Annotated in this window: 16 protein-coding genes; 5 read left to right on the top strand and 11 right to left on the bottom strand. The window is 68.5% G+C overall.

Annotation, left to right across the window (positions count from 1 at the left end; translation table 11 throughout):
- Positions 1 to 5 precede the first annotated feature (5 nt).
- From ACLD0U_RS05540 to gatC, 6 genes are read right to left on the bottom strand one after another with little or no spacing between them, the layout of a single operon-like run.
- Positions 6 to 587: a hypothetical protein gene (locus ACLD0U_RS05540; protein ID WP_410340046.1), complete on the bottom strand. Its 582-nt coding sequence runs from the start codon at positions 585 to 587 to the stop codon at positions 6 to 8.
- Positions 571 to 891, bottom strand: a complete 321-nt coding sequence (locus ACLD0U_RS05535) for a hypothetical protein (protein ID WP_179410949.1) — start codon at positions 889 to 891, stop codon at positions 571 to 573. The genes ACLD0U_RS05540 and ACLD0U_RS05535 overlap by 17 nt, the downstream gene beginning before the upstream one ends.
- 9 nt (positions 892 to 900) lie before the next feature.
- Positions 901 to 2,145 (bottom strand): DNA polymerase IV, encoded by a 1,245-nt coding sequence (gene dinB / locus ACLD0U_RS05530; RefSeq protein WP_224817796.1) that lies wholly within the window; start codon positions 2,143 to 2,145, stop codon positions 901 to 903.
- Between the two features lie 34 nt (positions 2,146 to 2,179).
- Complete coding sequence (gene gatB / locus ACLD0U_RS05525; RefSeq protein ID WP_179410951.1) at positions 2,180 to 3,697, bottom strand: Asp-tRNA(Asn)/Glu-tRNA(Gln) amidotransferase subunit GatB; 1,518 nt, start codon at positions 3,695 to 3,697, stop codon at positions 2,180 to 2,182.
- On the bottom strand, positions 3,697 to 5,211 hold the full coding sequence (gene gatA / locus ACLD0U_RS05520) for an Asp-tRNA(Asn)/Glu-tRNA(Gln) amidotransferase subunit GatA (protein WP_179410952.1): 1,515 nt from the start codon (positions 5,209 to 5,211) through the stop codon (positions 3,697 to 3,699). The genes gatB and gatA overlap by 1 nt, the downstream gene beginning before the upstream one ends.
- Positions 5,208 to 5,507 carry an Asp-tRNA(Asn)/Glu-tRNA(Gln) amidotransferase subunit GatC gene (gene gatC / locus ACLD0U_RS05515; RefSeq protein ID WP_179410953.1) on the bottom strand — a complete coding sequence of 100 codons (300 nt, stop codon included), beginning with the start codon at positions 5,505 to 5,507 and terminating at the stop codon, positions 5,208 to 5,210. The genes gatA and gatC overlap by 4 nt, the downstream gene beginning before the upstream one ends.
- 47 nt (positions 5,508 to 5,554) lie before the next feature.
- Between gatC and ACLD0U_RS05510 the strand changes: the two genes are divergently transcribed.
- Together ACLD0U_RS05510 and ACLD0U_RS05505 are read left to right on the top strand one after the other, a co-directional pair.
- On the top strand, positions 5,555 to 7,261 hold the full coding sequence (locus ACLD0U_RS05510; protein WP_410340045.1) for a long-chain-fatty-acid--CoA ligase: 1,707 nt from the start codon (positions 5,555 to 5,557) through the stop codon (positions 7,259 to 7,261).
- A 100-nt stretch (positions 7,262 to 7,361) separates the two neighbouring features.
- Positions 7,362 to 9,218: a DEAD/DEAH box helicase gene (locus ACLD0U_RS05505; RefSeq protein WP_410340270.1), complete on the top strand. Its 1,857-nt coding sequence runs from the start codon at positions 7,362 to 7,364 to the stop codon at positions 9,216 to 9,218.
- 79 nt (positions 9,219 to 9,297) lie between these two features.
- Here the strand turns inward: ACLD0U_RS05505 and ACLD0U_RS05500 are convergent, their stop codons facing one another.
- The 5 genes from ACLD0U_RS05500 to ACLD0U_RS05480 all read right to left on the bottom strand — a co-directional run bounded on the left by ACLD0U_RS05500 (position 9,298) and on the right by ACLD0U_RS05480 (position 16,159).
- On the bottom strand, positions 9,298 to 10,845 hold the full coding sequence (locus ACLD0U_RS05500; protein ID WP_410340044.1) for a DUF222 domain-containing protein: 1,548 nt from the start codon (positions 10,843 to 10,845) through the stop codon (positions 9,298 to 9,300).
- Between the two features lie 87 nt (positions 10,846 to 10,932).
- Positions 10,933 to 11,379 (bottom strand): GNAT family N-acetyltransferase, encoded by a 447-nt coding sequence (locus tag ACLD0U_RS05495; protein ID WP_242521890.1) that lies wholly within the window; start codon positions 11,377 to 11,379, stop codon positions 10,933 to 10,935.
- Positions 11,380 to 11,433: 54 nt separating this feature from the next.
- Entirely contained in the window at positions 11,434 to 13,803 is a 2,370-nt protein-coding gene (ligA, locus tag ACLD0U_RS05490) for an NAD-dependent DNA ligase LigA (RefSeq protein WP_410340043.1), read from the bottom strand.
- A 69-nt stretch (positions 13,804 to 13,872) separates the two neighbouring features.
- Entirely contained in the window at positions 13,873 to 14,970 is a 1,098-nt protein-coding gene (mnmA, locus tag ACLD0U_RS05485; RefSeq protein WP_179410957.1) for a tRNA 2-thiouridine(34) synthase MnmA, read from the bottom strand.
- A gap of 10 nt (positions 14,971 to 14,980) precedes the next feature.
- A complete protein-coding gene (locus tag ACLD0U_RS05480; protein ID WP_410340042.1) occupies positions 14,981 to 16,159 on the bottom strand; it encodes a cysteine desulfurase family protein in 1,179 nt (392 codons plus the stop codon).
- 97 nt (positions 16,160 to 16,256) lie between these two features.
- On the opposite strand from ACLD0U_RS05480, the gene glgX reads away from it, so the two are divergent.
- From glgX to glgB, 3 genes are all read left to right on the top strand, one after another.
- The gene (gene glgX, locus ACLD0U_RS05475; RefSeq protein WP_410340041.1) at positions 16,257 to 18,326 is read left to right on the top strand and encodes a glycogen debranching protein GlgX; all 2,070 of its coding nucleotides are present in this window, start codon (positions 16,257 to 16,259) and stop codon (positions 18,324 to 18,326) included.
- 75 nt (positions 18,327 to 18,401) lie between these two features.
- Positions 18,402 to 20,471: an alpha-1,4-glucan--maltose-1-phosphate maltosyltransferase gene (locus ACLD0U_RS05470; RefSeq protein WP_410340040.1), complete on the top strand. Its 2,070-nt coding sequence runs from the start codon at positions 18,402 to 18,404 to the stop codon at positions 20,469 to 20,471.
- Complete coding sequence (gene glgB, locus ACLD0U_RS05465) at positions 20,468 to 22,675, top strand: 1,4-alpha-glucan branching protein GlgB (RefSeq protein WP_410340039.1); 2,208 nt, start codon at positions 20,468 to 20,470, stop codon at positions 22,673 to 22,675. The genes ACLD0U_RS05470 and glgB overlap by 4 nt, the downstream gene beginning before the upstream one ends.
- Positions 22,676 to 22,718: the final 43 nt, after the last annotated feature.

Genomic DNA, 22,718 nt, shown 5'->3' with positions numbered 1-22,718 from the left:
ACGCCTCAGGGTGTCGTGAAGACCATCGTCGCCAACTGCGCCGGGTGTTCGCGAGCGATGTGCGCATCCTCCTGCGCTGCCCACATGTCCCAGTGGTCGCGGAATACGTCGCCGTCCCGTTCCAGCGCGCGGCTGCGCCGCGCTGAGGCGGGGCCGTCAACCCACACCGTCAGGTGCGCCAGAGGAGCGGATGCCCGTGTCAGTGCACCGCACCCCTCGACGATCAGCCCGAGATCGGGGTCGACCGCGTGCGCTTCAGCGGGCTCGTCATGCTGCCAGTCCCAGCGGTGCCAGCGACCGATCCGCTGACGGCTGTGTGGCAGCAGGGCGCCTTGGCGCGCGATCTCGGCGCCCCGCGTCAGCCCGTCCCACCCCGGGTAGACCGAGTCCAGCGCGAACAGTTGCACGGGCTGCGGCAACGGCCAGGCACGCACCAGTCGCGCGGCGAGGCTGGTCTTTCCTGCTCCGCTGCGCCCGTCGATGACGACCACCGGATTGGGCACACCGAGCCCGGCGACAGCCGAACGGATCTGCTCGGTGGCGCCGGTGAGCACCGCGTCCAGAGGGTCGCTACTTCTTGAGGGCACGGATGATGCGCGTGATGGCGCGTCCGGACACCCAGACGAAGGGCACGGCGACAGCGAGCAACGTGATCAAGTTCGGCTCGAAGCGCAGACCCTCCTCACGGCGCACGTAGACGCCGAGCGGAACAGCCACTCCGCCGCCTGCGCCGCCGTCGCCCTGCTGTTCGACTTCGCCGCCGGCGAAGCATGTGATCGCGAGCGCCACCGGGGTGACGCCGACTCCATCTACGTCGACCGTCTCACCGTAAGCGCTCTTGACCCCGAGAGAGGCGGCCTGCTTTCCCAGTTCCAGTGCAATGTTCGGCATGACCCCACGCTAGTCCACCGGCGGATGCCCCGGCGACCGGCTCTCCCCTCGACTCATGTGCCGCGCCCGGGTGATCATGCCGACACCGAATCGTGCCCGTGCATCGTCGAGCGTGCCCTCCAGCCGGCGCTGGTCCTCGTCGTCGTCCCACAGCGCCAGCGCGCCCGCAGCCGCCGGGCGAAGGCGCTCTGCGCGGACGCCGACCAGACGCACGGGATCGCGCCGGTCGATCTGCTCGAACAGCGACAGTGCGGTCTCGCCCAGCCGCTGTCCGACATCGGTCGCCTCGGCAAGCGACACCGACCGGTTGACCGTGGTGAAATCGGCGAAGCGGATCTTGATCGCCACACCGCCGGCATGCCAGCCCGAGGCGCGTAGTCGGGCGCCGACCCGATCGGCAAGGCGCCGCAGCTCGGAGCGCAGCAACTCGTGGTCCTCGACATCGCGGTCGAAGGTCTCCTCATGCCCGATGCTCTTCTCGATCCGCTCGGTCTCGACGGTGCGGGCGTCCTGCCCCGTCGCGAGCGCACGGATCCGCTGTCCCAGCGCCGGACCGAGCGCGCGCTCCAACGCCTCGGGAGGCGACGTGCGCACATCGCTGATGAGGCGGATGCCGCGGCGGGCGAGGGCATCCGCCGCCTTCGGGCCGACACCCCACATCGCACCCACCGGGCGCGGGTCGAGGAACTCCTGTGTGCGGGCGGCAGGAACGATCAGCATGCCATCGGGTTTGGAGATGGTCGAGGCCATTTTCGCGACGTGCTTGGTCGCGGCCACTCCGACGCTGCACGTGATGCCCACCTCGTCCTGCACACGGCGGCGGATGAGCACGGCGATACGGCCGGGACTCCCCCACAGCCGGCGTGCGCCGCGCACATCGAGGAACGCCTCGTCGATCGACAGTGGTTCGACCAGCGGGGTGATGCTCTCGAAGATCGCCATCACCTGTGCGGACACCGCACGATAGCGTTCGAAATCGGGTGGGACGACCCGCGCCGTCGGACACAGACGGAGCGCCTGCCCCACCGGCATCGCGCTGCGCACGCCGTATCGGCGCGCCTCGTACGATGCGCTGGACACGACTGAGCGCCCTTCGCGTCCGCCGATGATCAGGGGCAGCCCCCGCAGCGAAGGATCATGCAACACTTCGACAGCGGCGTAGAACGCATCCATGTCGACATGCAGGATGCCGGTGCCGCTGTCGTCCGCCCCTTCGGGCGAGACCAGTCGTCCCGATCCGTCACCGCGTCCCATGCCTCCATTCTCGTGGAGGCATGGGACATCACGGTCAGTCCTGCGCGGCCCGTTCCAGGATCAGCTCTCGCACGCGTGCGGCGTCGGCCTGTCCCTTCATCGCCTTCATCACGGCGCCGATCACGGCACCGGCCGCCTGCACCTTGCCGTCCTTGATCTTGGCGAGCACATCGGGCTGCGCGGCGAAGGCGTCATCGATCGCTGCGATCAGCGCACCGTCATCCGAGACGACGGCCAGTCCGCGGGCATCCACGACCTCCTGCGGCGTCCCCTCGCCGGCGATGACGCCCTCGAGCACCTGGCGGGCCAGCTTGTCGGTCAGCGTTCCCGCGTCGACGAGCTGCTGCAGCGCGGCGACGTTCTGCGGGCTGACGAGATCGGCGACGTCGCGCTCCTGCGCGTTCGCGACGCGCGTGATCTCGCCGGTCCACCACTTGCGGGCCGCAGCCGGCGTCGATCCGGCGTCGATTGTCGCGGCGACGACATCGATCAGACCGCCGTTGCGCACGTCCTGGAACTCCAGGTCGGTGAAGCCCCAGTCGGCCTTCAGCCGGCGACGGCGGGCGATCGGCTGCTCGGGAAGAGCAGCACGCAGCTCCTCGACCAGCTCTCGCGCCGGTTCGACCGGCAGCAGGTCGGGCTCCGGGAAGTAGCGGTAGTCGTCAGCATCCGACTTCGGACGCCCCGGCGAGGTCGTGCCGGTGTCCTCGTGCCAGTGGCGCGTCTCCTGGATGATGACCCCGCCGTCGGCGAGGATCTGCGCCTGGCGCTGGATCTCGTAGCGCACGGCACGCTCGACCGAGCGCATCGAGTTGACGTTCTTCGTCTCGGTGCGTGTTCCGAGCTTCTCCTGCCCGCGGGGACGCAGAGACACGTTGGCGTCGCAGCGGAGGTTGCCGCGCTCCATGCGCGCCTCAGAGATACCGAGTCCGCGCACGATGTCGCGGATGGCCGCGATGTACGCCTTGGCGATCTCAGGCGCACGGTGCTCGGCACCGAAGATCGGCTTGGTGACGATCTCGACGAGCGGCACACCCGCACGGTTGTAGTCGACCAGCGAGTACTCCGCACCCTGGATGCGACCGGTGGCACCACCCATGTGGGTGAGCTTTCCGGCGTCCTCCTCCATGTGGGCGCGCTCGATCGGGATGGTCACCAGCGTGCCGTCCTCCAGCTCGACCTCGACCGAGCCCTCGAAGGCGATCGGCTCGTCGTACTGCGAGATCTGATAGTTCTTACCCAGGTCAGGGTAGAAGTAGTTCTTGCGCGCGAAGCGGCTCGATTCGGCGATCGAGCATCCGAGCGCCAGGCCCAGGCTGATCGACGAGCGCACCGCGGTGGCGTTGACCACCGGGAGCGAACCCGGAAGCCCGAGGTCGACCGGCGCGATCAGCGTGTTCGGCTCGGCGGCGTGGAACTCTTCGTGCGCGGGGTTGGGTGCGCCCGAGAACATCTTCGTGCGCGTGTTCAGCTCGACGTGCACCTCGAATCCGAGCACCGGCTCGAACAGCTCGAGGGCCTTGTCGTAGTCCATGAGCTTTGCGGTGGCCATCAGCGGGTTCCTCCCAGGGTGGGGGCCTTCTCCAGGAGGGGTGCTCCCCAGGAGTCCAGCAGCGCGGCTTCGAGAGCGGCGCCGACGCGGTACAGACGCGCGTCCTGACGCGCGGGGGCGAGGAACTGGATGCCGACGGGCAGCCCATCCTCGGATGCGAGCCCCGACGGGATCGAGATGCCCGGCACGCCGGCGAGGTTGGCGGGAATCGTCGTCAGGTCGTTGAGGTACATCTGCAGCGGGTCGTCGATCTTCTCACCGATCTTGAACGCTGTGGTCGGTGCCGAGGGCGTCGCGATCACGTCGACCTGCGCGAACGCCTCATCGAAGTCGCGCTGGATGAGCGTACGCACCTTCTGGGCGCTGCCGTAGTAGGCGTCGTAGTAGCCGGCCGACAGCGCGTACGTGCCGAGGATGACGCGTCGCTTGACCTCGGGGCCGAAGCCGGCCTCACGAGTGGCGGACATGACGTCCTCGACCGTGGAGTTGCCCTCTGGCGTGACGCGGAGCCCGAAGCGGACCGAGTCGAACTTGGCGAGGTTGCTGGAGGCCTCTGCCGGGAGGATCAGATAGTACGCGGCGACGCCGTACTCGAAGTGCGGGGCCGAGATCTCAACGATCTCCGCGCCCTGCGCCTCCATGAGGGCGAGCGACTCGCGGAACGAGGCGGCGACGCCGGGCTGGAATCCCGAGTCGGGCAGTTCCTTGACGACGCCGACCTTCAGGCCCTTCAACACCTGACCGGTCGCGCCCTCACGTGCGGCCTCGGCGAACGACGGCCACTGCTCGTCGAGCGAGGTGGAGTCATTGGCGTCGTGGCCACCGATGACATCGTGCAGCAGGCCCGCGTCGAGCACGGTGCGCGTGACGGGACCCACCTGGTCGAGGCTGGATGCCAGGGCGATCGCGCCGTAGCGGCTGACCCCGCCATAGGTGGGCTTGATGCCCACGGTGCCGGTGACATGCGCGGGCTGACGGATCGACCCACCGGTGTCGGAACCGAGCGCGAGCGGAGCCTCGAAGGCAGCGACTGCCGCTGCCGAGCCGCCGCCGGATCCGCCGGGGATGCGGTCCAGATCCCAGGGGTTGCGGGTGGGGCCGTACGCGGAGTGCTCGGTCGACGAGCCCATTGCGAACTCGTCCATGTTGGTCTTGCCGAGCGGCACCAGTCCCGCAGCACGTGAGCGTGCGACGACGGTCGCGTCGAACGGCGACATGTAGCCCTCGAGGATCTTCGATCCGCTCGTGGAGGGCTGATCGGTGGTGACCAGGACGTCCTTGATGGCCAGCGGCACACCGGCGATCGGGCCGAGCTGCTCACCCGCGGCGCGCCGGGCATCGACCTCGGCGGCGGCCGCAAGGGCGTGCTCGTTGACATGCAGGAACGCGTGCACATCGCCGTCGACGGCGGCGATGCGGTCGAGGTGCGCCTGGGTGGCCTCGACGCTGGAGATCTCGCCGGCGCTCAGCTTGTCGCCGAGTTCCGCGGCGGTCATGCGGATGATGTCGCTCACTGCTCTTCTCCCAGGATGGCCGTGACGCGGAAGCGGCCGTCGGCGGCATCCGGTGCGTTCTGCAGGGTCTGCTCGGGCGTGAGCGTCAGGCCGACCTCATCGGGGCGGAAGACGTTGCTCAGCGGGATCGGATGGCTGGTGGCCGCCACATCGGGCGTCGCCACCTCCGACACCTTGGCGATGTTGTCGACGATGGCGTCCAGCTGACCGGTCAGCTGGGTCACCTCGTCGTCGGTGAGCTTGATGCGCGCGAGCACGCCGAGATGGCGCACGAGATCGGGGGTGATTTCTGACACCACGCCAGTCTACGAGAGCCCCGGCCCTGCACACGTAAGCTGAACCCGTGACGACGTTCGATCCCCCGCGCCCCTGGACCGCCAGCTACGCAGACAGCGTTCCCGAGGATCTTCCCCCGGTGACCGGGTCTCTCATCGACATCGTGGAAGCGTCGGTGCGCGACTACCCGGATGCCCCGGCCCTGCAGTTCTTCGGGCGCGAGACCACCTACCGCGACATGCAGGACGCGATCGAGCGCGCCGCAGCCGGTCTGCGCGATCTCGGCGTCGGCCTCGGCGACCCCGTCGCCATCGTGCTGCCCAACTGCCCGCAGCACATCATCGCCTTCTACGCGGTGCTGCGCCTCGGCGCGGTGGTCGTCGAGCACAACCCGCTGTACACCGCTCGCGAGCTGCGCAAGCAGTTCGAGGACCACGGCGCCACGCACGCGATCGTCTGGAGCAAGGTCGTCGAGACCGTGCAGCAGTTCCCCGACGATCTGAAGGTGACGAACTTGATCTCGGTCGATGTCACCACGGCTATGCCCTTCATGACGCGACTCGCCCTGAAGCTGCCGATCGCGAAGGCTCGCGAGTCGCGCCAGGCGCTGACGGCCAAGGTGCGCGGCGCGATCAGCTGGGATCAGCTGGTGGCATCCGCTCCGCTGCCCTCGTCGCACCCGCGTCCGCAGACCGATGACCTCGCGATCATCCAGTACACCTCGGGGACGACCGGCACCCCCAAGGGCGCATCGCTGACGCACCGCAACCTGCTCGCCAATGCCGCGCAGGCCCAGGCCTGGGTGCACTCGATCACGCGCGGCGACGGCTGCGTCGTCTACGCGGTGCTGCCGATGTTCCACGCATACGGACTGACGCTGTGCCTGACGTTCGCGATGTCGATGGGTGCGCGGCTGGTGCTGTTCCCCAAGTTCGATCCCGACATGGTGCTGGAGGTCACGAAGAAGCACCCGGCGACGTTCCTGCCGCTCGTGCCGCCGATCGCCGAGCGTCTGCTGTCGGCCGCGAAAGAGAAGGGCGTCTCGCTCGCGGGCACCGAAGTGGCGATCTCTGGGGCCATGGCGCTTCCCCACGAGCTGGTCGTGCCCTTCGAGGAGGCCAGCGGTGGATACCTGGTCGAGGGCTATGGCCTGAGTGAGTGCTCGCCCGTGCTGATGGCGAACCCGGTGGCCGAGCACCGTGTCGCCGGCACGATCGGGCTGCCCCTGCCCGGCACCGAGTGCCGCGTGGTCGATCCCGAGAACCCCACGCAGGACGTGCCTGCCGGGTCGCCCGGAGAACTGATCGTGCGCGGCCCCCAGGTGTTCTCCGGCTACTACGGCAAGCCGGAAGCCACCGAGGCGGTCTTCGTCGACGGCTGGTTCCGCACCGGCGACATCGTGACGATCGATGAGAAGGGCTTCGTGCGAATCGTAGATCGCATCAAAGAGCTCATCATCACGGGCGGGTTCAACGTCGCCCCCACCGAGGTGGAGGGCGCGCTGCGTCAGCACCCCGATGTCGTGGATGCGGCGGTCGTCGGTCTGCCGAGCGAACACTCCGGCGAGGAGGTGGTCGCCGCGATCGTGGTGGATGCCGGCGTCGACCCCGACATCGAGTCGATCCGTGAGTTCGCGCGCGGAATTCTCACGCCCTACAAGGTGCCGCGACGGCTGTTCGTCGTCGATGAGCTGCCTCGTTCACTGATCGGCAAGGTGCTGCGCCGCCAGGTGAAGGAGCGTCTTCTGGAGCTGACCGGCGGCGGACAGCGGTGACGACACGCCGCTGAGCATCGCGCCCTGCTGCGACCGCCAGCACTCTCACATCCGGAGGCACTATCGTTGGTAGGTGACTGCTGACGAGAATGCCGCCGCTGTGCCTGCCCCCGACTCCTCCACCGACTCCGGAGAGGCCGTCGCCGAGCAGTCGTCGACGCCCGGCTTCGATGACCTTGGCATCAGTGGCCCGGTGCTCCGCGCCATCCGCGACCTGGGTTATGAGACGCCGTCGCCGATCCAGGCCGCGACCATCCCCCTGCTGCTGCAGGGGCGCGATGTGCTCGGCACGGCGCAGACCGGTACCGGCAAGACGGCCGCGTTCGCGCTGCCTGTGCTCGAGAACCTCGATCTGACGCAGAAGACGCCGCAGGCGCTCGTGCTCGCACCCACGCGTGAGCTGGCGCTGCAGGTCTGCGAGGCGTTCGAAGCCTACGCCTCGCGCATGAAGGACGTACGGGTGCTGCCGGTTTACGGCGGGCAGGGCTACGGCGTGCAGCTCTCGGCTCTGCGTCGCGGCGTCCACATCGTCGTCGGCACGCCCGGCCGCATCATGGACCACCAGGCCAAGGGCACGCTCGACCTGTCGGAGCTGAAGTACCTGGTGCTCGATGAGGCCGACGAGATGCTCAAGATGGGCTTCGCCGAGGACGTCGAGCAGATCCTCGCGCAGACCCCGAGCGACAAGCAGGTGGCGCTGTTCTCGGCGACGATGCCCGCGGCGATCCGCCGGCTCGCGCAGCAGTACCTGAATGTGCCCGAAGAGGTCGCCATCAAGGCGAAGACCAGCACGAACCAGAACATCACTCAGCGCTACCTGGTGGTCTCGTACGCGCAGAAGGTGGATGCCCTCACGCGCATCCTCGAGGTCGAGAACTTCGACGGCATGATCGTGTTCGTCCGCACCAAGAACGAGACCGAGACGCTCGCCGAGAAGCTGCGTGCCCGCGGGTACTCGGCGGCGGCCATCAACGGCGACGTTCCGCAGGTGCAGCGTGAGCGTTCGGTGAACCAGCTCAAGGACGGCAAGCTCGACATCCTCGTCGCCACCGACGTCGCGGCCCGCGGCCTGGACGTCGAGCGCATCAGCCACGTGGTGAACTTCGACATCCCCACCGACACCGAGTCGTACGTGCACCGTATCGGCCGCACGGGTCGTGCCGGCCGCACCGGCGATGCGATCAGCTTCATCACCCCGCGTGAGCGCTATCTGCTCAAGCACATCGAGAAGGCGACCCGTCAGCAGCCCGCGCAGATGCAGCTGCCCACCACCGAGGACGTCAACACCACGCGCCTGGCGCGCTTCGACGACGCGATCACCGCCGCGCTCGGCGAAACCGGACGTATCGAGGGCTTCCGTGACATCATCGCCCACTACGTGCGCAACCACGATGTTCCCGAGGCCGACGTCGCTGCCGCTCTGGCCGTCGTGGCGCAGGGCGAGACACCGCTGCTGCTGGACCCCGCCGACGACGCACTGTCGAAGGCGGTCGAACGTGACAACCGTCCCCCGCGCGAGCGGCAGGAGCGCTCGGATCGTGGCCCTCGTGAGCGGCGCGGACGCGGCGACTACACGGCGTACCGCATCGAGGTCGGGCGCCGCCACCGGGTCGAGCCGCGGCAGATCGTCGGAGCACTCGCGAACGAGGGCGGCCTGGGACGCGATGACTTCGGTGCCATTGCGATCAAGCCCGACTTCTCGATCGTCGAGCTGCCCGTGACGATGGACCGCGCGGTGCTTGAGAAGCTGCGCGACACCCGCATCTCGGGGAAGCTGATCGAGATCAAGCCCGACCGCGGTGTGCCGAACCGGCGTGCGCCGCGCGACGACGACCGTCGCGGCGGCTACCAGGGATCGCGTGATCGTGGGGGCTACCAGCGTGACGACCGCGGCGGGCGCGGTCGCGACTTCCGTGACGAGGGCGGCACGCGCAAGCCGCGCCACAAGAAGGACTGATCTGTCGCAGCGCCGGCGCGCGGGTGCTGAGGCGTGGGGCTGGCGCGGGGCCACGATTGACTGGCCCCGGCAGGTCAGGTCAGAACGGCGCGGCGGATCGTGCCGGTGAGGGATTCGCGCCGTCGCCGCCGCTGTCGTTGCACTGCGTATCGGCTTCGGTCAGCGCGGTCTCGGTAAAGGTGACGGTGTTCTGCGGGGGTGGCCGGTCGACATAGAACCGCCCCGTGGGGCTGCGCCATTCGAGGAGTCCGCTCCCCCGTTGCTCCGCCATCCATGGGGAATGGTGTTTCAGCACATGATGTCGGCGACACAGTGCCCCGAGGTTGCCCTCCTCGGTGGCGCCGCCGAAGGCGGCGTCCTGTGTGTGGTCGAGATCGCTGTCGATGGCCGGCATACCGCACGTGGGGAACCGGCATCGTTGGTCTCTGGCTCGCAGATGACGGCGAAGCTGCTCGCTGGGCCGGTACCGGTCGACGGCGAGCAACATCCCCGTGACCGGGTGGGTGAGTAGGCGGTTCCATCCCGACGCGGCGCCGGCAAGTACGCGCGCGGTATGCGCGTCGATCGGGCCGTGCCCGTCCAGTTCCGCGTTGACGCCTTCGCGCACGCCGATGACTGCGGCGTCACCAGTACGGGCGTCGTTGTCACTAGCGCCACGACCGGCGTCAGCGCATCCGCCGCCAACGGCGTCGCAACGGCCCGCGCCGCGCAGAAGGCGAAGGGCAGTGGCGTCGCGGTCCATCAGCGTGAGGAACGGGATCGTCACGCTGACCCGCGGCCGGATTGCGGCGAGCAGCCCGTCGTCCGTGTCGTGCCCTGCCGGTGCGCCGGTCAGCAGCAGGTTCATGGCCAGGTCGAAGCGTCGCTGCGCGAGCGTGCGGACATCCTCATCGATCGCGACGTGGGCGTCGTGTGTCGCCGCCGGGCCGAACGCGGTGCCGGGCAGCGGATCAGACAAGGGCTCAGCCTGCCGATGCGGGCCGCTCAGGACCGCGCGGCTACTCGCCTTCGCCATCGACGTGAGCCTGTCGAATGCGCCGTGCACAAGAACGGATGGTCCGAACACGTGCAGTTCCGCCATGGCGTCCGGGTGGTCGCTGACCCACGCGCCGCGGAGTTCACGGGCATCCTCATGCCGTTCGTCGAGCGACTTCGGCTGGTACTGCTGAGCCAACCGCTCGGCGATGGGCCGGGTGCGATTCGGCGACTCACCGCACGCGACCTCCAACACGCGCGCGGCGTATCGGTCACGTGACTCCGCATCGTCGATGTGCTCCCCCGCCTCGACGATCACCCTGGTGTGCCCGGCGCTGATCGCGCCGGCGCCCTGAGCCGCCCACACGCGCGGAAAGCGCTCGACAACCTGTTCTGCAGCGAGCATGCGCCGTTGCACCGTTCGGTCGCTGACCCGCAACGCCGCGCCGAGCTCAGCTGCCACCGTACGTAGCGAGAGGTCGGCCTCGTCGACTTCACCCGCCGCGTCCAGTGCCCAGCGACTGGCCAGTGCGAGCACTCCGTCACGTGCCGCCTGCATGCTGCTGATCGACTGCTCGATGGACTGCGCGAGCTCGACCAGCTCATCGAGCGTGGTCACCTGCTCCACCGTCACGTCCATCAGCGCCGTCATGCCTCTAGTACACCAGCGACCACCGACATTCGAACATCCATACAGAACGGCAAGCGGGTATCAGACGGCGTGCCCCGACGAGAGGTCTCAGCCGAGCCGTTGAGCGAAGTGATGCGAGACGATGTCCATCCGCTCGCGCAAGTAGAACCGGTGCGCGTCGAAGCGCTGCACCCCGGAGTCGAGGTCGAGCACCCGGCATCCGGCAGCGGCGGCGCGGTTGCGCAGTTCGCGGAGCAGCAGCGCCCCGTACCCACGCGAGCGCTCCGTTGCCGCGGTCGAGAGGTCGTCAATGTAGAGCTTGCGGATCGCGCTGGTGTTGGCGATGACCCGCCATCCAGCCACAGCGACGCACCGATCTTCGGTGAACACGGCGGTGAAACGCAGTCCCTGCGGTTCCCCCTCGCGGAGCACCTGTGCGAGCAGCTCCGCAGTGAGATGCGGGCGCAACTCCTGCAGCACAGGCAGCGCCTGCGCCCAACGGGCATCGCCCGTCGTGAGATCCACCAGGGTCACGTCAGCAGCGTTCTCGGTCATGCCCCGAGCCTAGGGGTAGTGCGTGGCGGATCTCCTCAGACGACTATCAGCCGATCAGCCATCCAGCGCGTCCGGCCCTTCGGTCACCAGCACGCGGAACTGGGCCGCGTCGAGTACACGAATGCCCAGCGCCTCGGCCTTCGCGAGCTTGGAACCGGCACCGGGGCCGGCCGCCACGAAATCGGTCTTCTTCGAGACGCTGGAGGCTGCTTTGCCGCCCGCCGCGAGAATGGCCTCCTGCGCACCTTCCCGCGTGAAGCCATCGAGCGAGCCCGTGGCCACCACCGTGAGGCCGTCCAGAACGCCCCCTTCGACGGCGTCCGCGCCGGGACCCGGATGCCCGGGCGTCGCCCACTGCACACCCGCAGCGGTCCACTGCTCGATGATGTCGCGGTGCCAATCGACCTCGAACCAGTCCCGGAGCGAGTCGGCGATGATCTCGCCCACACCCTCGACCGCGGCGAGCTCGTCTCGCGTTGCCGCGCGGATGACATCCAACGATCCGAACCACTGCGCGAGTGCGCGTGCGGCCACAGGGCCGACATGGCGGATGTTCAGCGACACGAGTAGCCGCCACAGCTCCTTGCCCTTCGCCTTCTCGAGCTCGGCGAGCAGTTTGACCGCCGCGCCCGAGGGCAACGTCTCGCGATAGTCCTTGCGGATGCCCGCGCGACGCCGTTCCGCGGCGTCCATGTGCTCTGTGCCCGGCGGGTACTGCGCGGGTCCCTGCTTCTGGAACGGCCACCGTCGCACCGGTTCACCGGTCTCTTCGTCGATCTTGGGTTGGCCCGTCTCGGCGTCGCGCACGATCACCTCAATCGGCACGATCTGCTCCAGCGTCAGCGAAAACAATCCTGCCTCGGTCACCAGCGGCGGCGTGGCCGGAAAGCTCGGCTGCGTCAGCGCGGCCGCGGTCACCTCACCGAGCGCCTCGACGTCGAGAGCGCCGCGCGACCCAATGTGCTCTACGCGCCCCCGCACCTGGGCCGGGCACGAGCGCGCGTTCGGACAGCGCAGATCGATATCGCCCTCTTTCATCGGCCGAAGCGGCGTACCGCACTCGGGGCACTCGACGGGCATCACGAACTCCCGCTCGCTGCCATCGCGCTTGTCGACAACCGGGCCGAGGACCTCGGGGATCACATCTCCGGCCTTTCGCAGCACCACGGTGTCGCCAATGAGCACACCCTTGGCCTTGACGACGTCTTTGTTGTGCAGGGTCGCCTGACGCACGACCGATCCCGCGACATGCGCCGGTGCCATGACCGCGAAGGGCGTCGCACGCCCGGTGCGCCCCACCGAGACGACGATGTCGAGCAGCCGGGTCTGCACTTCTTCGGGCGGGTACTTGTATGCGATGGCCCAGCGGGGCGCCCGGCTGGTCATGCCCAGTTCGTCGTGCAGCGCAAGCTCATCGACCTTGACGACGATGCCGTCGAGCTCATGCTCGATGTCGTGGCGGTGCTCACCGAAGTACGCCACGAAGTCGGCGACCTCGTCGATGCTGTGGCAGACCTTCGTGTGCGGACTGGTCGGCAGACCCCAGCCGGCAAGGAGCTCGTACACCTCGCTCTGCGCCTGCACGGGCGGGTCCTGCCATGCCCCGATGCCGTGCACGTACAGCGCCAGCGAATCGATGCGCAGCAGGCCGGCTTCGAGCTCGAGGCCGCTCTTCTTGTCGATCTGCTGCCGGAGTCCCCCGCTGGCGGCGTTGCGCGGGTTCGCGAACGAGGGGAACCGGCGCGCCGCAGCAGTGCGCGCCTTCTCTTCGTCGAACGGGCGTTTGGCCCCGCTGCGCGCCTCCCAGCGGTGCAGGGTCTCAGCGTATGCACGTTCACGGAAGTCCGCCTGCGCCGCGTTGAGTCTTTCGAATGCCGCGACAGGGATGAACACCTCGCCGCGCACCTCGACGATCTCGGGATGTCCCGCCCCGCTCAGCCGCTCGGGAATCGAGGCGAGCCTGAGCGCGTTCTCGGTCACGATCTCGCCGACGCGTCCATCGCCACGGGTCGCCGCAGACGTCAACACGCCGTTCTCGTACCGCAGGTTGATCGCCAGGCCATCGATCTTGAGCTCGGTGAGCCAGGCGACGTCGCGGCCGGCCGCACTCTGCGTCTTCTGCTGCCACTCGCGCAACTCGTCGAGAGAGAACACGTTATCGAGGCTCAGCATCCGTTCGGCGTGCTCGATGGTGTCGAGACCGGTGGCCTCAGCAGCGCCGACCATCTGCGTCGGCGAGTCCTGCCCCCGAAGCTCGGGATGCAGGCGTTCGAGCTCTTCGAGCCTGCGCATCCATCCGTCGTACGTCGCGTCGTCCACCATCGAGGTGTCGCGGCCGTAGTACGCCTCTTTCGCCTCGAGAATGCGGGCAGTCAGCTCCTCGACCTCGACGCGGGCGTCTGACAGCGTGATGTTCTCTGACACAGCTCGAGTCTACGAGCCGGGTACGACATCCCTCGCCCGAAGCCGGTCCCAGGGCTCAGCGCTCAAGGCTCAGGCCTCGACGGGAACCGCCGAGACCGTCGTGTCGATCGTGAACTGGCCGAGTACCCGCGTGCCCACGTAGATCACGGCGCTCTGCCCCGGGGCGACGCCGTCGAGCGGCGAATCGGGCACGACGCGCACACCGGCATCCGACACGAACGCGCGGGCCGGCACGGGGTCGGCGTGCGCGCGGATCTGCACTTCACACGCGAACTCGGATGCCATCGGCGCGGCTCCCGCCCACGAGAAGCGCTCGCCCGAGATCTCGGCGATCGCAAGCGCCTCCTTCGGCCCCACGACGACGGTGTTCGACACCGGTCGCACTTCGAGCACGAAACGCGGCTTGCCGTCGTCGGCGGGCACGCCCAGACGCAGTCCGCGCCGCTGTCCCACCGTGAACGCGTGCGCGCCCTCGTGCGTGCCGACCACGGCACCGGTGCGGTCGACGACGTCGCCGGTGGCCGTGCCGACCTTCTCGGCGAGCCAGCCGCGGGTGTCGCCGTCGGGGATGAAGCAGATGTCGTGGCTGTCGGGCTTCTGCGCCACGCTGATGCCGCGCTCGGCGGCCTCCGCGCGCACGAGCGCTTTCGACGGCGTGTCACCCAGCGGGAAGTACGTGTGCGCAATCTGCTCGGCGTTGAGCACACCCAGCACATACGACTGGTCCTTCGCCGCGTCGGAGGCCCGATGCAGCTGCAGGCCGTCCTCCCCCTCGATCAGGGTGGCGTAGTGCCCGGTGCAGACAGCATCGAAGCCCAGCTCGATCGCCCGTTCGAGCAGTGCGGCGAACTTGATCTTCTCGTTGCACCGCAGGCACGGGTTGGGGGTGCGTCCGGCCTGGTACTCCGAGATGAAGTCCTCGATGACGTCCTCGCGGAAGCGCTCTGAGAAGTCCCACACGTAGAACGGGATGCCCAGAAGATCTGCGGTACGGCGGGCATCCATCGCATCCTCGATCGTGCAGCATCCGCGACTGCCGGTGCGCAACGTGCCCCCGGCGCGTGACAGTGCCAGATGCACACCCACGACGTCATGTCCGGCGTCGACGGCGCGCGCCGCCGCTACCGCGGAGTCGACTCCACCGCTCATCGCCGCCAGAACTCGCATGGTCTCCAGTCTACGAGCGGCCGGCTGGAGAGGCGCGGTGAACGGAATCGGCGATCACGGCGAGAACGGCATCGACGTCGGCATCCGTCGAGGATCGCCCCAGCGTGAAGCGCAGCACGCTGCGCGCGTCGGACTCGCCGCGCCCCATCGCCATCACGACGTGCGACGGCTCGGCCACGCCGGCCTGGCACGCCGACCCCGTGGATGCCGAGATGCCGGCCATATCGAGAAGGAACAGCAGGCTCTCACCCACGGCGCCGGGAAAGAGCAGATGCGCGTTGCCGGGGAGTCGGTCGTCCGCATCGCCGAGCAGCACGGACGACGGCACGACGGAGCGGATGCCCGTGACCAGTCGGTCGCGCAGGGCGCTCAGCCGTGCGTACTCGTCAACGCGCTCGCGCTCCGCCGCCTCGAGCGCCTCCGCGAACGCGGCGGCTCCGGCGACGTCCTGCGTCCCGGCGCGCAGCCCGCGCTGTTGACCGCCGCCGTGCAGCAGCGGCGCGATGCGCGCGCTGCGCGCGACCATGAGCGCGCCCGTGCCGACCGGTGCGCCGACCTTGTGGCCTGCGACGCTCATGGCCACCAGGCCCGCCCCGGGCGGAGCATTCCCGCGCAGCCCGCGAAACGACAGCGGCAGGTGGCCGCAGGCGGCCACGGCATCCAGGTGCAGCGGCACGTGCGCAGCTCCCGCGGCGGCGGCCAGAGCGGACGCATCATTGACGGTGCCGACCTCGTTGTTCGCGACCAGCGCCGTCGCCAGCGCGGCGCCAGGCAGCGCCTGCGCGAATGCGTCGAGGCGAATGCGTCCGAGCTCATCAATCGGGGTGCTGCGCACCACCGCCGAATCGGCGGCATCCCCCGCCGCCAGCGCGGCAACCGTGTCCATGGTGGCGTGATGCTCGCCATCAGGCAGCACGATGGCATCCGATCCTGGCGCACGCGAACGCCACAGGCCGTGCAGCGCCGTGTTGATCGACTCGGTGCCCCCTGAGGTGAACACGATCTCGATCGGTTCGCAGTCGAGCACGGCCGCGGCGCGCTCGCGCGACTCCTCCAGCAACCGCCTGGCGTCCTGACCGGCGGCGTGCGTGGACGCCGCATTGCCGACGACCTCGGTCGCGCTCAGCCAAGCGTCGCGCGCCTCTTGGCGCAGCGGAGTGGTGGCCGCATGATCCAGGTAGTACCGCACCCTCTCATTCTTCCACCGCGTCCACCGTCGCGAGCGGTTCACCGGAGCCCGCAAGGGGATTCACCGCCGTGCACCCGGCGCCTCTAGGCTGTTCCCCATGCCCGCGACCCGCACGCCCTCCTTCAGCGGTCCCACCCTCGACGACCTCGGCGTGCGCCTGCACGACGGCGTCGGCACCCTCCGGGTGTGGTCGCAGAACGCGTCATCCATCGAGCTCGTCCTCTTCGATGAGTACGACCTGGACTGGGAGACGGCGACCCTGCCCCTCGTCCGTCGCGCCGGCGGCGTTTGGGAGGCCACCACCGAACTGCTGCAGCCGGGCGCTCGCTACGCCCTCCGGGTGGACGGCCCCCACGGGCCCGGCAACGTCTTCAACCCCGAGACCCTGCTTCTCGATCCCTACGCGCGCGGCCTCGCCGAGGGTTCCGGATACCAGGAGTGGCGCTCCGTGGTCATCGCCGACGGGTTCGATTGGGAGGGCGTCGGCAAACCGCGCACGCCGCTCGAAGAGACCGTCATCTACGAGGGGCATCTGAAGGGCCTCACGAAGCGCCATCCCGAGGTGCCCGCCGCGTTGCACGGCACCTACGCAGGACTCGCGCACCCCGTGATGGTCGACTATCTGCGCGACCTGGGCGTCACCGCCGTCGAGCTGCTCCCCGTGCAGGCGTTCGTGCCCGAACCACGACTGCTCGAACGCGGCCTGACCAACTATTGGGGCTACAACACCCTGAACTTCTTCACACCGCACACCGCCTACGCCACCGAGGCCAGCCGCAACGCGGGCCCCGAAGCCGTACTCGCCGAGTTCAAGGGCATGGTCAAACGGCTGCACGAGGCCGGCCTCGAGGTGATCCTGGACGTCGTCTACAACCACACCAGCGAAGAAGGCATCGGGGGGCCACGCTCCAGCCTGCGCGGCATCGACAACGCCGGCTACTACCGCCAGCAGGCAGACGGCGCATACATCGACACCACCGGCGTCGGCAACACGGTCAACACGGCCACCGACGCCGCAGCCCGACTGGTGCTCGACTCGCTGCGCTACTGGGCCAACGAGATGCAGATCGACGGCTTCCGCTTCGATCTCGCCGCAGCGCTCGGGCGCAACGCCTCGCACGAGTACGACCCGCAGCACCCTTTGTTGCTCGCCATCCGCGACGACCCCGCGCTACAGGACGTCAAGCTCATCGCCGAGCCCTGGGACGTCGGAATGGGCGGCTGGCAGACCGGCAACTTCCCGCCCGGCTGGAGCGAATGGAACGACCGCTACCGAGATCGCGCGCGCAACTTCTGGCTCAGCGACATCGACTACGCCCGCCGGGCCTCGGCACCGGTCGGCGTCGGTGGCTTCGCCAACCGCCTCGCTGGTTCGGCGAACACGTACAGCGAAGAGCGCGGCCCGCTGGCGAGCATCAACTTCGTCACGGCACACGACGGGTTCACCCTGCACGACCTCGTCTCGTACGACGTGAAGCACAACGACGCCAACGGCGAGCACAACCGTGACGGCGCCGACGTGAATCGTTCCTTCAACCACGGCGTCGAGGGCGAGACCGACCGTCCGAACGTGCTCGCCGCACGCCGCAAGGCCATGCGCAATCTCATGGGCACCCTGCTGTTGTCGGCGGGCATTCCGATGATCACGGCCGGCGATGAGTTCGGCCGCACCCAGCGCGGCAACAACAACGCCTACTGTCACGATTCCGCACTCACGTGGCTGAGCTGGGAGCACGAACCCTGGCAACAGGATCTGCACGCGCACATCTCTCTCCTGACCCGGCTGCGCGCCGAGAATCCGGCGCTGCGTCCCGCACGGTACGCCCGACTCGGCGAGCATGTGCCCGAGGCTTCCGAGATGGACTGGTACGACCAGAACGGCCAGACGATGGCCGCGGAGCAGTGGAACGATCCACGGCACCGCACACTGCAGTACGTCGCCGCCAGCGTTCCTCACGACGGTGAGAGCAACCGGATCCTGCTGATCGTGCACGGCAATGAAGCGCCGATCGACGTGCGCCTGCCCGACAACATCGAGAACGCCACCTCGTTCGTCTCGCTGTGGTCGAGCGCAGACGAGTCACCAACCGAAGTGGAGCACCGGTATGCACCCGGTGACGTGCTGCCGATCACCGGCACGTCGATGCAGTTGTTCCGCGTGGAGTGACCCTGTCTGGCCCCGGAACGCGGCCCGCGTGACGGCGCGGTGCAATCCCGCCCCGGAGCGCGGTACATTCTCAGTGTGGCGGCACCGACGGCTCAAGAATCCGCGGGGCTGAGAAGCCCCGCACTCATCCCCGCACGCCCTGCGGTCGACACTCCGGTGATCGGCGGCACGGTCGGCCGACTGCCCCTGTTCGACCCCGCACCGCGCGTGCCCCACGGTCACCCGGCCAAGGCCTTCGTGGGTGAGGTGGTGCCGTTCGATGTGGTTGCCTTCCGCGAGGGGCACGACCGCATTGGCGTGCACCTGCGGTTGACCGACCCTGCCGGCAACGAGACTCTGCACCGGCTGACGGCGTTGGCCGATGGCACCGACCGCTGGCGAACCCGGATCGCCCTGGACCGACAGGGCGACTGGCAGTATCGCTTCGAGTCCTTCGCCGACGACTTCGCGACCTGGGCGCACGACGCCGCCGTCAAGGCCGAGGCGGGCATCGACGTCACCGTGATGAGCCAGCTGGGCAACGCGCTGCTCACCGCTGCGGCATCCGAGACCGACCGTCCCGACGCCGAACGCCGGATGCTGAAGAAGGCCGCTCGCGCCCTCTCCACAGCGGATGCCGACGCCCTGCACGCCACGGCGATCGACCAGCGACTGGCATCCGCGTTCGCCGCCCGACCGCACGCGTCGCTCGGATCGCACACCGAGTGGCTGACGCTTCGCGTCGACCGCGAGCTCGCGGGCGTCAGCGCGTGGTACGAGTTCTTCCCCCGCTCTGAAGGCGCTGTGCGCCGCAAGGACGGATCGGTACGCAGCGGCACCCTGCGCACGGCCGCCAAGCGGCTACCCGCCGTCGCCGACATGGGATTCGACGTCATCTACCTCGTGCCGATCCACCCGATCGGCACGACCAACCGCAAGGGTCGCAACAACACGCTCACCACAGAGCCGGGCGACCCCGGATCGCCGTACGCCATCGGCTCAGCCGACGGCGGACACGACGCGATCCACCCCGACCTTGGCACCGAGAAGGACTTCCGGGCATTCGTGCGCGCGGCGCGCACCGCCGGCCTCGAGGTCGCCCTCGATCTCGCCCTGCAGGCCTCCCCCGACCACCCCTGGGTCACCGAGCACCCCGAGTGGTTCACGACCCTTCCCGACGGCACGATCGCGTACGCCGAGAACCCGCCGAAGAAGTACCAGGACATCTACCCGCTCAACTTCGACAACGATCCCGCCGGGATCTACGCCGAGATGCTGCGCGTCGTCATGCACTGGGTCGATCTCGGAGTGAAGATCTTCCGCGTCGACAACCCGCACACCAAGCCACTGCAGTTCTGGGAGTGGTTGATCGCCGAGGTGGGCCGACGCGACCCCGACGTCATCTTCCTCGCCGAGGCGTTCACCCGCCCCGCGGTCATGCGCGCGCTCGCCGCGATCGGGTTCCAACAGAGCTACTCGTACTTCACCTGGCGCAACACCAAGACCGAGCTCGAGGAGTTCCTCACCTCGGTGTCGCACGAGACCAGCGACTACATGCGCCCGAACCTGTTCGTGAACACGCACGACATCCTCACCGAGTACCTGCAGTTCGGTGGTCGCGCCGCCTACCGCATCCGCGCATGCATCGCCGCAACGGCAGGACCCGTCTGGGGTGTGTATGCCGGGTACGAGCTCATCGAGAACGTGGCGCGCCCCGGGTCTGAAGAGAACATCGACAACGAGAAGTACGAGTACAAGTTCCGCGACTGGGACGGCGCCGAGCAACGCGGCGAGTCACTCGCGCCGCTGCTGCGCAGGCTCAACGCGATCCGTCACGCGCACCCGGCGCTCGGGCAGCTGCGCAACCTGTCGATGCACTGGAGCGACGACGATGCCGTGCTCGTCTACTCCAAGCACCTGGATGCCGCTTTCACCGGTACCGGCACCGCGGACACCCTGATCATCGTCGCCAACGTCGACCCACACTCGGTGCGCGAGACGACCGTGCACCTCGACACCCGCATCTGGGGAATCGAGCCCGGTGACCACTATGAGGTCGAAGACCTGTTGACCGGAGCGGTCTGGACCTGGAACGACCACAACTATGTGCGGCTCGACGCCTTCGCCGAGCCGGTGCACATCCTGAAGGTGAAGGAGCGATCATGAGTCACACCGACAGCGTCTCCGTTTCCGACGAGTGGCGAAAGGCCGCCGGCGGCACGCACCACGATCCGCATCGACTGCTGGGCGCTCATCCGATGACCGACGCCGTCGGGCGAACCAGCACGGTGATCCGCACCCGACGGCCGCTCGCCGAATCGGTCACCGTGGTGTTCGCCGACGGAGATCGCATGGATCTCAGCCACACGGCGCACGGCATCTGGGAGGGAACCCACCCCGGCCCGCCTGTGCCGTACCGCATCGCCACCACCTACGCCGGGCATGACGAGGCCCTCGCCGGCGATCCCTATCGCCACCTGCCGGCGATCGGCGACCTCGACCTGCACCTGATCGCCGAAGGCCGCCACGAACGGCTCTGGGAGGTGCTCGGTGCCCATCCGCGGGTGTTCGACGGTGACACCGGCGTCGACTTCGCCGTCTGGGCGCCCAACGCGCAGGCCGTGCGCGTGTGCGGCGACTGGAACGAGTGGAACGGTGAAGGCCACGCCATGCGGTCGATGGGGGCGAGCGGCATCTGGGAGCTGTTCATCCCCGGCGTCGGAGTCGGCAGCCGGTACAAGTACGAGATCCTCACGCCGGACGGCGACTGGGTGCTCAAAGCCGATCCGATGGCTCAGCAGGCAGAGCTGCCACCCGCGACAGCATCCGTCGTCGCGCTCAGTGCCTACCAGTGGGGCGACCACGCCTGGCTCACCCGGCGTGCGGCACGCCACGCGGTCGCCCAGCCGATGTCGGTGTACGAGGTACACCTCGGCTCGTGGCGCGGTGGTCTCGGCTACCGCGACGCCGCCGCTCCCCTGATCGAGCACGTGCAGGCAACCGGCTTCACCCACGTGGAGTTCATGCCGCTGGCAGAGCATCCGTTCGGCGGTTCCTGGGGCTACCAGGTGAGCGGGTACTACGCCGCGACCAGCCGCTACGGCTCCCCCGATGACCTGCGCTACCTGATCGACCAACTGCACCAGGCCGGCATCGGCGTGATCATGGACTGGGTGCCAGGGCACTTTCCCAAGGACGCCTTCGCCCTCGCGCAGTTCGACGGACGCGCGCTGTACGAGCACGCGGACCCACGACGCGGCGAGCACCAGGACTGGGGCACGCTGATCTTCGACTACGGACGCAACGAGGTGCGCAACTTCCTCGTTGCGAACGCGCTGTACTGGCTCAGCGAGTTCCACGTCGACGGTCTGCGTGTCGACGCGGTCGCCTCGATGCTGTATCTGGATTACTCCCGCAACGACGGCGAATGGGAACCGAACGTGCACGGCGGGCGCGAGAACCTTGAGGCGATCCGCTTTCTGCAAGAGGTCAACGCCACCGCCTACCGACTGCACAAGGGCGTGGTGATGATCGCCGAGGAGTCGACGGCATTCCCCGGGGTCACCGCCCGCACCGACCACGCCGGACTGGGCTTCGGCTTCAAGTGGAACATGGGCTGGATGAACGACTCGCTGAAGTACATGCAGCGCGATCCGGTGCACCGCTCGCACCACGAAGGCGAGATCACCTTCTCGTTCGTCTACGCCTTCGGTGAGAACTACATGCTGCCGATCAGCCACGACGAGGTCGTGCACGGCAAGGGAAGTCTCGTCTCACGGATGCCGGGCGACCATGCGCACAAGCTCGCGAACGTGCGAGCCTACCTCGGGCACATGTGGGGGCACCCCGGCAAAAAGCTGCTGTTCATGGGACAGGAGTTCGGACAGATCGCCGAATGGTCCGTCGACCGCGAGCTCGACTGGTGGCTACTGGATCAGCCCTCCCACCGGCAGCTGCAGCACTTCGTCGGGGCGCTCAATGAGGTGTACCGTGCGCAGTCGCCGCTGTGGGAGCGCGACAATGACGGCACCTCGTTCTCGCGCCTGGGTGCGCCGACATGGGATCCCAGCGTTATCGCGTTCGAGCGTCGGGATGCGCACGGCGGACGCCTCGCGGTGGTCACCAACTTCGCCGGCGTGGTCCGCACCGGCTACCGCCTCGCGCTGCCCGTTCCTGGCGCCTGGCAGGAAGTGATGAACACGGATGCCGCCGAGTACGGTGGCAGCGACACCGGCAACCTCGGGATGATTTCAGCGCAGAAGGATGCCGATGACGCGCCCGCTATCGCGACGGTCACTCTTCCTGCACTGTCGACGCTGTGGTTCCGGTATCAGCCCGAGCCGCACCTGCCGACGCCCAGTCAGTGGTGATGAGTCGAGCTGCGCTCCTCGCGGGAGCGCAGCTCGGCTCAGA

Origin of the sequence: Microbacterium sp. 2216-1, from assembly GCF_046507855.1 — a bacterium.
Classification (GTDB): Bacteria; Actinomycetota; Actinomycetes; order Actinomycetales; family Microbacteriaceae; genus Microbacterium; species Microbacterium esteraromaticum_C.
This window is presented reverse-complemented; position numbering and strand designations above follow the sequence as displayed.

Bases quoted from the DNA above. Each gene is read 5' to 3' on its own strand.
- mnmA (WP_179410957.1), bottom strand. From the start codon at position 14,970: ATGCGAGTTCTGGCGGCGATGAGCGGTGGAGTCGACTCCGCGGTAGCG.
- glgB (WP_410340039.1), top strand. From the start codon at position 20,468: ATGAGTCACACCGACAGCGTCTCCGTTTCCGACGAGTGGCGAAAGGCC.
- ACLD0U_RS05500 (WP_410340044.1), bottom strand. From the start codon at position 10,845: ATGACGGCGCTGATGGACGTGACGGTGGAGCAGGTGACCACGCTCGAT.
- ACLD0U_RS05535 (WP_179410949.1), bottom strand. From the start codon at position 891: ATGCCGAACATTGCACTGGAACTGGGAAAGCAGGCCGCCTCTCTCGGG.
- gatB (WP_179410951.1), bottom strand. From the start codon at position 3,697: ATGGCCACCGCAAAGCTCATGGACTACGACAAGGCCCTCGAGCTGTTC.
- ACLD0U_RS05495 (WP_242521890.1), bottom strand. From the start codon at position 11,379: ATGACCGAGAACGCTGCTGACGTGACCCTGGTGGATCTCACGACGGGC.
- glgX (WP_410340041.1), top strand. From the start codon at position 16,257: ATGCCCGCGACCCGCACGCCCTCCTTCAGCGGTCCCACCCTCGACGAC.
- dinB (WP_224817796.1), bottom strand. From the start codon at position 2,145: ATGGGACGCGGTGACGGATCGGGACGACTGGTCTCGCCCGAAGGGGCG.